We start from the raw sequence: 10,142 nt of genomic DNA on the forward strand, positions 1-10,142 counted from the left end.
CTAAGGGATGTCTCGTAACTGGTTGAAGGCGTTGCCCGGGACCGGGCCGGTGGTCAGCCGGCGAGGATGATGTTGTGGAGGTTGGCGATGCCGGAAGCGGCATCGGCCAATGTGTGGCCGGCGCGGCGGTAGTCGCGCAGGATCTTGAAGTTCTTCATCCTGGCCAGGGCGTGTTCTACCCCTGCTCGAACGGTGCGGTGCTCGACGTTGAGGGCTTCCTTCCAGTCCGGCAGCGAGCTGCCGTCGGCGGGCTTGCGGTACGGCATGATCACCTCGGGGTTGCCGCGGTAGCCGCCGTCGGCCATCACCGGCCGCCCGTCCAATGTCTGGTCGATGCCTGAGGTGCGGTAGACGATGGTGTCGTTGCGGTTGCCCGGCTGCGGGTCACCGACGGCGATGACCAGGCGGGTGGAGGCGTCGATGGCGACCTGCAGGTTCGTCGAGTACCGGTAGTTCTTGCTCCGAGCGGCCAGGCGGTGATCGCGGGTCGGGACCAGCGTCCCGTCAACGATCGCGATCTGCTCGACCGGCCGTTTGCGCACCGGCGCCAGGGCCAACAGCGGCGCGAGGGTGTCGATGACCCGATGCGCCGCGGAGTGCGACACCCCGAACAGCGGACCGATCTGGCGCATCGTCAGGTTCGTGCGCCAGTACGCGGCGACCAGCAACACCCGATCGGCGAGGTCAAGAGCCCACTGCCGGCCCGGTCGGCCGTCGGCGATGCCGTCACCGCCACGCTCGGCGACCAGCCGGACCAGCGTGCGGAACTGGACGGGCTGCAACCCGGTGAACGGAAAGATCCACTCCGAGCGAGCTGCCGTGATCACCTGCACCCCGGCATCCTGCCCGACCATCCTTAACGGACAGACACCAAGGTTACGAGACATCCCTTAGCACCGTGACCCCCGCCGGCTGTACGAACAATTCCCGACGAGCGACAGCATCACCGCGGCGGTTCAACTCGTAACCGTCCACCCAGGCCCAGCCGTGGTAAGTAGGTCGGTCGAGCACCCGGATCAGTCGGAACTGAATGGGGATGCCGAACTGAGGACTTGCGTCGCTGCCGATGAGCAGAGTGTCGCCCGACTTCACGACTGCCTGTCTCTACGGTCTCGCCAAGCCCTCAGGTGATCGCCGGCCTCGGTGAGTCGAGGGCACGGGCTGTCCGGACTGCACTTGGGACAGACGTTGCGGTGGTGGAAGTCGACCACATAGCTCGCCATGATCACGAGGAACGGCGGTTCGGGGCGGATCTCCTCAGCCATCATGACGTCGGTTCGTCTGGTCGGTGTAACCACTTCCATCGGCGCACTATCAGCCTCCGAGATCATCACGACTGGACATCTACCAGCCACAATCCGGAGGTGGGCAAGATTCTGCAACGTCTCACATCGAAATTGGCGGTCAGGGATTGACGCTGTCTCGTCTGGCCGGGCACGCTGTTCCGAATGAGACAGACGAGCACGCGGAATGAGATTGGGGTCGGATGAGTGAGGTAGGTTCCTCCGTTCCGAGGCGGCAGCTTGGTCGGCTGCTGCGACAGGCACGTGAGGAAGCGGGGATCAACCTTGAGGCCGCTGCCTCTGATCTTGAATGGTCCCGAGCCAAGATGTACCGGCTTGAGAGCGGCCAGACATCACTACGCACGCATGACGTGGTGCTGATGTGCCAGCGCTACGGCACGTCCACCGCGTTGACCGAGGTGTTGGTCAGCCTCGCCAGGGAGAGCAAGTCTCGGGGCTGGTGGCATGCATATGGCGAGGTGATCCCTGGCTGGTTCGAGCTGTACGTAGGGCTGGAGGCCGCAGCCTCTTCCATACGCCAATACGAACCGACGCTGATCCCTGGCCTCCTGCAAACGCCTGAGTACATGGCGGCGGTGTTCGAGACAAGACCCGGTCGCACTCCACAGGAGGTGGCTCAGAAGGTCGCTCTGCGGATGGAGCGCCAGAAGCTGTTGGCCAGGCGTAGTCCTGCCGCGCCACGCCTTCAGATCGTGATCGATGAAGCGGTAGTCCGCAGACCGATCGGTGACATCGACGGTTGGCGTACACAACTTGCTCACCTGGTGAACGCTGCCCAGGCTCGGAACGTCTCTGTCAGGGTCCTGCCGCTGGGGATCGGGCCGCACCGGGCGTCCGTTGCCGGAGCGTTCGTGTTGCTTGATTTCCCGACGGTGGGCACGCGCCCGGCAGAGCCCAGCACGGTTTACAGCGAGTCTCTGACGGGCGGCCTCTACCTGGACCGTCCTGGCGAAGTCGAGACGTACTCTGTGGTCTGGCAGACGCTCTGGGATCTTGCCCTCAACGAGCGCGCATCAGAGGATCTAGTGAGCGTAGTGATCAAGGAGACTTACGATGAGTGACCTGACTGGTGCCCTCTGGCGCAAGAGCACGCGTAGCGGCAATGAAGGCAACTGTGTCGAGGTTTCCGACAACCTGTCTGGTGTGGTCGGTGTGCGAGACAGCAAGGACATCACGGGGCCGACCCTGGCGTTCACCCCCAACCAGTGGCAGACCTTCATTGCTGGCATCCAAGCGGATGCCCTCGCCTGACCCACGTCCCGGGTGAGATCAGGCTCGCTACCGGATCGACCTGATCTGCCGCAGCGGCGCGAGCTGGGCTGATAGACAGGACTGGTGCGTAACCGCATCGCCGTCGTGCTCGCGCTCGTCGGGCTGCTCGGCGGCTGCTCGCGGCCGGAGCCTCGCCCCGCGCCGGCCGTGCCGCAGTCGGCATCGGTAAGTCCCACCCCCACCCCCACGCCAGCACCCGCCGAGCGGCTGCCGGGGTTCGTGGTGCTGACCGACCTCGACCCGCGCATCCACGCCGACATCCGCTACGCGACGGCACACAACTTCGTCGGCCGGCCGATCACCGGCTACCGCGAGCCGCTGTGCCTGCTCACCCGGCAGGCGGCCGAGGCGTTGCGCCGCGTGCAGGACGCCGCGCTGGCCAGTGGGCACAGCCTCAAGGTGTACGACTGCTACCGCCCGCAGCCGGCGGTGGACGACTTCGTCGCCTGGTCGAAGCGCCCCGGCGAGCAGCAGACCAAAGCCGAGTTCTACCCGGACGTGGCCAAGAACCGGCTCTTCGCCGAGGGGTACATCGGGGCGCCCACCGCGCACAGCCGGGGCAGCACCGTCGACCTGACACTGGTCAACGAGCCCGCCGCCAGCCAGCCCCCGTACCGGGACGGGCAGCCGCTGGTCGCCTGCACCGCGCCGCGGGGGCAGCGCTTCGCCGACAACAGCATCGACATGGGTACGGGCTTCGACTGTTTCGACTCCCGGGCGCACACGGCCGACCCTCGCATCACCGGCACGGCGCGAGACAACCGTCGGTTGCTGCAACGGCTGATGACCGAGGCCGGGTTCGTGAACTACGACCATGAGTGGTGGCACTACAGCTACCGCGAGGAGCCGTATCCGGACACGTTCTTCGCCGCGCCGGTGGCCCGCTCGTCGGTCGGCTGACGCGCGGCCCAACGGCCACGGTCCTCAAGGCCGAGCCGGAGACAGTCCACAGCCCACACAGCGCCGATCATGGAGTTGTGGTGGGCTACAGAAACCGCTAATTAGCAGACTTCGGGCACCACTACTCCATGATCGACGCTGTGTGGGGTGGACGCCCTGGGGTTGGGGTTGGGGTGGGGGGTGGGGGTTAGGTCCAGTAGAGGATTCGGCAGGCCGGCACGCGGGCGGACAGTTCGGTGGTGAACCAGCCGCGTAGCTCGGCCATCGTGTCGCGCGGGTAGACGTACTTGACCGCGCCGAACTTGCCGCGCTTTTGGGTGCGCGACTCCTCGTCCATCTCCAACCGGGTCCGGGGGTACCAGCCGAGCAGCACCTCCTTGCTGCCCGGGGTGAACCGATGGGTGATCAGCTCGGCGGTCAGATCCAGTCCCGGCACCCCGTCGACCGCCGCGCGGACCTGGTCGAGCAGCTCGCCGTAGCGTTCCCGCCAGTCCGGGAGAGCGATGATCGGCGCAATGGTCAGCCCGACCGGGTAGCCGTCGAGGGCGAGCCGGCGCAGCGCGGCCAGTCGGTCCGGTACCCGGGCGGTGCCGCCCTCGAACCGTTCGCTGACCGGGCCGCAGTTGACGCTGAACCGGACCCGGGTCCGGCCGGCGTGCGGCAGACCGACGAAGGTGTCCACGTCGGCGTACTTGGTGGTCCAGCGCAGTTGCACCGGCGCGTCCCAGCCGGCGAAGTGTTGCACCGCCCGCCGCCAGCTCCCGGTCAGGTGCTCCAGCGCCAGGGGGTCGGTGTAGCAGGACGCCTCGAAGGTGGTGCCCTCGTCGGCGCGCCGCGCGTTGCGGCTGGTCACCGTTCCGCGCCCGGCGTATTCGGTTAGCCCGTCCAGGATGTCGTCGAGGTCGGCGTACACCCGGGTCACCGGTGGGCCGGACAGCGATCCGGCGAGATAGCAGTACTGGCAGTGCGCCGGGCAGCCCTCGGCCAGGTCGACCCGCCAGTCGGCGCTGGGCGCGATGGGTTGCAGGGTGCGCCGCGACGGTGGGCTCACCACGATCGCCATGGTCGCCTTGGCCCGGGCGTACGTCTCCCGGTCGGTCTGCCCGCGTACCCCGCTGAGCCGGTTGGACCGCAGGTGTTCCACCTCGATGCCCTGCGCCTCGACCCGGGCGACGATCCGTTGGCCGTGCGGGTGCTCAAGTGCGGCCGGGGTGGCCACCACCCGGCTCGGGGTCCAGCGGCGTGCCGGTCTGGCCGGCGGCGCGAGGCTGGCCAGGTCGCGAGTCGGCACCCGCTCGCCGCTGGCGTCGTGCGGTGCGGCGGGCACGTCCACGGCGAGCGGCTGGTCGACGTCGACCGCGTCCGGGCTGGTCATCCGGCCGGGGTACCCGCTGCCGCAGGAATCCCACCCGATCGTCCGGCCCACGATTGACGCCGCTCGGCCCCGGGGAATAATCTTTCATCTATCTGTAAACCTTGTGAACAGATGGTTTGCCTCGACGCGGCGGCGCGCGTCCCGACCGAAGGGACGATCAGGTGATCGCAGAACTCTCCTCCCGTACCAGACGGATCTTGTCGTTGTTCGTCGCCCTCGTCGTCGCGCTGACCGCCGGCCTCGCGGTCAACGCCTCGCACAGCGCACAGGCCGCGCCGACGTTCAAGGTCCTGGCCTTCTACAACGGCACCTGGGACGCCGCGCACATCGACTTCGACCGGGACGCCCGGGCCTGGTTCCCGCAGGCCGCCGCCCAGTACGGCTTCTCCTGGGAGTCGACCACGAACTGGGGCCTGCTGAACACCGCCAACCTGGCCCAGTACAAAGTCATCATGTTCCTCGACGACGCGCCGCCCGCCGCGCAGCGTCCCGCGTTCGAGCAGTACATGCGCAACGGTGGAGCGTGGATGGGCTTCCACGTGACAGCGTTCAACACCAACCCGTCGAGCTGGAGCTGGTACTACAACACCTTCCTCGGCACCGGCGCGTTCCAGACGAACACCTGGGGCCCCACCCGGGTCACGCTGCGCGCCGACAACCGTACCCACGCCGCCACCCGGAGCCTTCCGGCGACGTTCCCCTCGTCGATCAGCGAGTGGTACTCCTGGAGCAACGACCTGCGGCAGAACCCCAACATCGACATCCTCGCGTCGATCGACCCGTCCAGCTTCCCGGTCGGCACCGACCCCAACCAGTCCTGGTACGGCGGCTACTACCCGCTCGTCTGGAGCAACCGGCAATACAAGATGCTCTACGCCAACTTCGGCCACAACGCGATGGACTACAGCACCAACACCGGGTTGTCGTCCACCTTCGACAGTGAGCCGCAGAACCGCCTGGTGATCGACGGGCTGCACTGGCTCGCCGGCGCCGGCCCCACCCCGACGCCCACGCCGACCCCCACGGCCGGCCCGATCTCGCCGACCGCCTGGCACACCGTGGTCAACCGGGGCAGCGGCAAGTGCGTGGACGCGCGGGCCGCCGCCAGCGCGAACGGCACCGCCATCCAGCAGTACGCGTGCAACAGCAGCACCGCCCAGCAGTACCAGTTCGCGCCGACCAGCGGCGGCTACCTGCGGGTCAACAATCGCAACAACAGCGCTCAGGTGCTCGACGTGACCAACGTGTCGACCGCCGACTCGGCGCCGATCCAGCTCTGGTCCTACAGCGGCGGCAACAACCAGCAGTGGCGGGCCGAATCGGAAGGCGGCGGCTACTACCGCCTGGTCAACCGCCTCAGCGGCAAGTGTCTCGACGTGCCGGGCGCATCCACGGCGGACAGCGTCCAGCTCGTCCAGTACACCTGCAACGGCACCGCGGCGCAGTCGTTCCGGCTGGTCCCGCAGGCCTAGTAGGGGCCGCCAGGGTGATCGTGATGCTCCGGATCACCCTGGCGCGGGGCCGGCGGCCCGACCGAACCGGGCGGCGACGTCACGGATGACGGCGCGCAGCTCCGGCGGGTCGAGCACGTCGAAGTCGACCTCCAGGGTGCCGAGGAAGGCAGCCAGGTTGCCCAGCGACTCCCCACCGGTGTGCAGCAGACAGGTCTGCTCGTCGATCGCCTCCAGCAGGCCGGCCGTCGGGGGGATCCGCTGCGCCATCCGGTCCGCCGACGCGTGCACGCGTACCCGGGCGGGGTGTGGCCAGGCCGTGGAGCCCACGCCGCGCAGCACGTGCGCGACCGCGTCGCCACCTGGCGGCTCCCGGGGTGTGAAGCGCGGGCCGGTCGGCACCCGGGGCCGAATCCGGTCGGCGCGGAAGGTTCGCCAGTCGGCCCGGTCGGTGTCCCACCCCAGGAGGTACCAGCGCCGCCCGGTGTAGACCAGCCGGTACGGCTCGACGTCGCGCACGGTAGCCCTGCCGTCATGCCCGGCGTAGTCGAACCGCAGCCGCTCCCGACGGTGGACGGCGGTGGAGACGGCGGTGAGCGTGTCGGCGTCCACGGTCGGGCCGCCGCCCGCAGCGGAGACGGTCGCCGTCCGCAGGGCGTCCACCCGGTGCCGCAACCGCGACGGCAACGACTGCTCCAGCTTGGCCAGCGCGCGCAGCGACGTCTCCTCGATGCCGGTCACCGAGCCCGACGCGGCCGCCCGCAGGCCGACGGCCACCGCCTCGTCGTCGTCGAGCAGCAGCGGTGGCAGGGCGTTGCCGGCACCGAGGCGGTATCCGCCGGCGACCCCGGGGCGTGACTCGATCCGGTAGCCGAGCACCCGCAGCCGCTCCACGTCGGTGCGGACGGTGCGGGTGGTGACCGCCAACCGATCGGCCAGCTCCGCGCCGGACCACTCCTGGCGGGCCTGTAGGAGGGTCAGCAGCCGCAGCAGCCGCACGGAGGTCTCCACCATGTCCGCGAGTCTGCCCTACGGGTCCGTGGAGGGCGGCTCGTCGTCTCCGCTGCCCCGGTCGCACGGTAAATCCGTTGCCCAGGCCGTGGCGGTCTGCTGAACTACCCGAAACCGCCACCAACCTGCAGGGAGTAACAATGCGCGCTGCGTCGATGTCCGACCAGATGGGATCTGTTGCCTACCTGAAGGACCTGACGCTGCGTGAAAACCCTGAACCTCGGCATCCTGGCTCACGTCGATGCCGGTAAGACCAGCCTGACCGAGCGGCTGTTGCACGACGTCGGTGTGACCGACCAGCTCGGCAGTGTCGACGCGGGCAGCACCCGCACCGACTCCCTGGCGTTGGAACGGCAACGCGGGATCACCATCCGCTCGGCCGTCGTCTCCTTCGTGCTGGACGACGTGACCGTCAACCTGATCGACACGCCCGGTCACCCGGACTTCATCGCCGAGGTCGAGCGGGTGCTCGGCGTGCTCGACGGCGCCGTGTTGGTGATCTCCGCGGTGGAGGGGGTCCAACCGCAGACCCGGGTGCTGATGCGTGCGCTGCGACGGCTGCGCATCCCGACGCTGATCTTCGTGAACAAGGTCGACCGGGCCGGGGCGGACCCCGAGCGGGTGTTGCGGGCCGTCGAGGAGAAGCTCACCCCGGCCGTGGTGGCGATGGGATCGGTGGCGGCGCCCGGCACACGCCACGCCCACTGCACGCCGTACGGCCCCGCCGACGACACCTTCACCGACCGGCTGCTCGACCTGCTCGCCGGGCAGGACGACGCGCTGCTCGCCGACTGGGTGGCGGACACGTCGTCGTTGCCGTACCCCCGACTGCGCCGTGCGCTGGCGGCGCGGACCGGCCGCGCGCTGGTCCAGCCGGTGTTCGCCGGTTCGGCCATCACCGGCACCGGGGTGGACGCGCTCATCGCCGGGATCACCGAGTTGCTGCCCACGGTCCAGGGCGACGTCGACGCCCCGGTCTCCGGCACCGTGTTCGCCATCGAGCGCGGCCCGGCGGGGGAGAAGGTCGCCCTGGTCCGGCTCTTCGCCGGCACCATCCGGGTCCGGGACCGGATCCGCGTCGGCGCGGCCGCCGCAGCCCTGGTCACCGCCGTACGCGTCGTCGCCGACGGAGCCGACGTCGCGGCGTCGTCGGTCGGCGCGGGCCACATCGCCCGACTGTGGGGCCTGACCGACGCGCGCATCGGCGACCCGGTCGGCGTACCGCCGGAGCGTGCTGGCGGGGAGCGTCACTTCGCGCCGCCCACCCTGGAGACCGTCGTGGTCCCGGCGCGGCCCGCCGACCGGGTCGCGGCGCACGCCGCGCTGAGCCAGCTCGCCGAGCAGGATCCGCTGATCAACCTGCGGCAGGACGACCGGCAGCACGAGATGACCCTCTCGCTCTACGGCGAGGTGCAGAAGGAGGTCATCCAGGCCACCCTGGCCGACGACTTCGGGGTGGCGGTGACCTTCCGGGAGAGCAGCACGGTGCACGTGGAGCGCCTGTGCGGCGTCGGCGCGGCGGTCGAGGTGATCGCCGTGGCGCCCAACCCGTTCCTGGCCACCGTCGGGCTGCGGGTGGCCCCGGCACCTGCCGGCGCCGGGGTGAGCTTCCGGCTCGGCGTCGAGCTGGGATCGATGCCGCCGGCCTTCTTCGCCGCGGTCGAGGAGACCGTGCACCGGACTCTGCGTCAGGGACCGTACGGGTGGCAGGTCCCGGACTGCGAGGTCACGATGACCCATGCCGGCTACTGGGCCCGGCAGAGCCACTCCCACGGCACCTTCGACAAGAGCATGTCCAGCACCGCGGGGGACTTCCGCAATCTCACCCCGCTGGTGTTGATGACCGCACTCACCCGGGCCGGCACCCGGGTCCACGAGCCGGTGCAACGATTCCGGCTGGAGGTGCCGGGCGACATCCTCGGCACCCTGCTTCCCGCGCTCGCCCGGCTGGACGCGGTGCCGACCAACACCACCGGGCACGGCACGTCGTACCTGGTGGAGGGGGAGATCCCGGCGGGCCGGGTGCACGCGCTGGAACGTCGGCTGCCGGCGTTGACCCGGGGCGAGGGCGTCCTGGAGACCGCGTTCGACCGGTACCGGCCGGTGCGCGGCCCGGCCCCGACCCGGCTCCGCTGGGACCACAATCCGTTGGACCGCAAGGAGTACCTGCTGGCGGTCGCCCGCCGCGTCGGCGGCCGGTAGCGGCGATATCCATTGCGGACGCCGCGCGTCGCTCCTACTCTCGTCGGTGCAAGGTCAACCGATCACACCCCGGAGGGAGTACGCCGTGCCACGATGCGTCCGCACCGATGCCGCGCGGCACCTGCTCGCTGCCGGCGCCCCTGTGCTCGCCAACGCCAAAACCCATGCCTGCCCCCCAGCGCGGGGCATCGAGCCGGGGTGGCGCGACTGACGCCGACACTGACGCGTCCGCCGGCCGCCCATCCCACGGGGATCGGGCGGCCGTTTCGTATCCGTATACGCCAGCCGGACCCCGAACAACCACAAGGAGACCACGATGGGATTCACCCCCCTCGCCGGTACCCGGGCACCGGTCCGGGTCTGGACCGACCCGTACGCCATCGAGCCGCAGGCCGCCAAGCAGCTGCGCAACATCGGCGCGCTGCCCTGGGTGCAGGGCGTCGCCGTCATGCCCGACGTGCACTTCGGCAAGGGCGCCACGGTCGGCTCCGTGATCGCGATGCGGCAGGCCGTCTCGCCGGCCGCCGTCGGCGTGGACATCGGCTGCGGAATGTCGGCGGTCCGTACGTCGCTGACCGCCGCCGACCTGCCGGACGATCTGGCCGGGCTGCGCTCCGCGATCGAGGC

Annotated in this window: 9 protein-coding genes; 6 read left to right on the top strand and 3 right to left on the bottom strand. The window is 69.6% G+C overall.

Features of this window, described 5'->3' with window-relative positions; genetic code table 11:
* Positions 1-53: 53 nt before the first annotated feature.
* On the bottom strand, positions 54-833 hold the full coding sequence (locus tag ABZT18_RS31935) for a transposase family protein (RefSeq protein WP_355253237.1): 780 nt from the start codon (positions 831-833) through the stop codon (positions 54-56).
* 653 nt (positions 834-1,486) lie between these two features.
* Between ABZT18_RS31935 and ABZT18_RS31940 the strand changes: the two genes are divergently transcribed.
* The 3 genes from ABZT18_RS31940 to ABZT18_RS31950 all read left to right on the top strand — a co-directional run bounded on the left by ABZT18_RS31940 (position 1,487) and on the right by ABZT18_RS31950 (position 3,476).
* Complete coding sequence (locus tag ABZT18_RS31940) at positions 1,487-2,365, top strand: helix-turn-helix transcriptional regulator (RefSeq protein WP_355253240.1); 879 nt, start codon at positions 1,487-1,489, stop codon at positions 2,363-2,365.
* The gene (locus ABZT18_RS31945) at positions 2,358-2,555 is read left to right on the top strand and encodes a DUF397 domain-containing protein (RefSeq protein WP_355253243.1); all 198 of its coding nucleotides are present in this window, start codon (positions 2,358-2,360) and stop codon (positions 2,553-2,555) included. The genes ABZT18_RS31940 and ABZT18_RS31945 overlap by 8 nt, the downstream gene beginning before the upstream one ends.
* An 84-nt stretch (positions 2,556-2,639) precedes the next feature.
* Positions 2,640-3,476, top strand: coding sequence for a M15 family metallopeptidase (locus tag ABZT18_RS31950; RefSeq protein ID WP_355253246.1), 837 nt, complete (start codon positions 2,640-2,642; stop codon positions 3,474-3,476).
* Positions 3,477-3,663: 187 nt separating this feature from the next.
* Here the strand turns inward: ABZT18_RS31950 and ABZT18_RS31955 are convergent, their stop codons facing one another.
* Positions 3,664-4,851, bottom strand: a complete 1,188-nt coding sequence (locus ABZT18_RS31955; protein WP_355253249.1) for a spore photoproduct lyase family protein — start codon at positions 4,849-4,851, stop codon at positions 3,664-3,666.
* A 161-nt stretch (positions 4,852-5,012) separates the two neighbouring features.
* Here ABZT18_RS31955 and ABZT18_RS31960 point away from each other — a divergent pair, with 161 nt between their 5' ends.
* Positions 5,013-6,323, top strand: coding sequence for an RICIN domain-containing protein (locus ABZT18_RS31960; protein ID WP_355253252.1), 1,311 nt, complete (start codon positions 5,013-5,015; stop codon positions 6,321-6,323).
* Between the two features lie 33 nt (positions 6,324-6,356).
* Here the strand turns inward: ABZT18_RS31960 and ABZT18_RS31965 are convergent, their stop codons facing one another.
* Positions 6,357-7,316, bottom strand: coding sequence for a YafY family protein (locus ABZT18_RS31965; protein ID WP_355253255.1), 960 nt, complete (start codon positions 7,314-7,316; stop codon positions 6,357-6,359).
* Between the two features lie 201 nt (positions 7,317-7,517).
* Between ABZT18_RS31965 and ABZT18_RS31970 the strand changes: the two genes are divergently transcribed.
* Complete coding sequence (locus tag ABZT18_RS31970) at positions 7,518-9,515, top strand: translation factor GTPase family protein (protein WP_355253257.1); 1,998 nt, start codon at positions 7,518-7,520, stop codon at positions 9,513-9,515.
* Positions 9,516-9,831: 316 nt separating this feature from the next.
* Positions 9,832-10,142, top strand: a 311-nt coding sequence (locus tag ABZT18_RS31975; RefSeq protein ID WP_355253260.1) for an RtcB family protein, incomplete at its 3' end; no start/stop codon positions are given.

The sequence above is a fragment of the Micromonospora sp. NPDC005291 genome, from assembly GCF_040607415.1.
Classification (GTDB): Bacteria; Actinomycetota; Actinomycetes; order Mycobacteriales; family Micromonosporaceae; genus Micromonospora.

Excerpts from the sequence above, each read along its gene's own strand:
- ABZT18_RS31940 (WP_355253240.1), top strand. The coding sequence starts at position 1,487 with ATGAGTGAGGTAGGTTCCTCCGTTCCGAGGCGGCAGCTTGGTCGGCTG.
- ABZT18_RS31955 (WP_355253249.1), bottom strand. The coding sequence starts at position 4,851 with ATGACCAGCCCGGACGCGGTCGACGTCGACCAGCCGCTCGCCGTGGAC.
- ABZT18_RS31965 (WP_355253255.1), bottom strand. The coding sequence starts at position 7,316 with ATGGTGGAGACCTCCGTGCGGCTGCTGCGGCTGCTGACCCTCCTACAG.
- ABZT18_RS31945 (WP_355253243.1), top strand. The coding sequence starts at position 2,358 with ATGAGTGACCTGACTGGTGCCCTCTGGCGCAAGAGCACGCGTAGCGGC.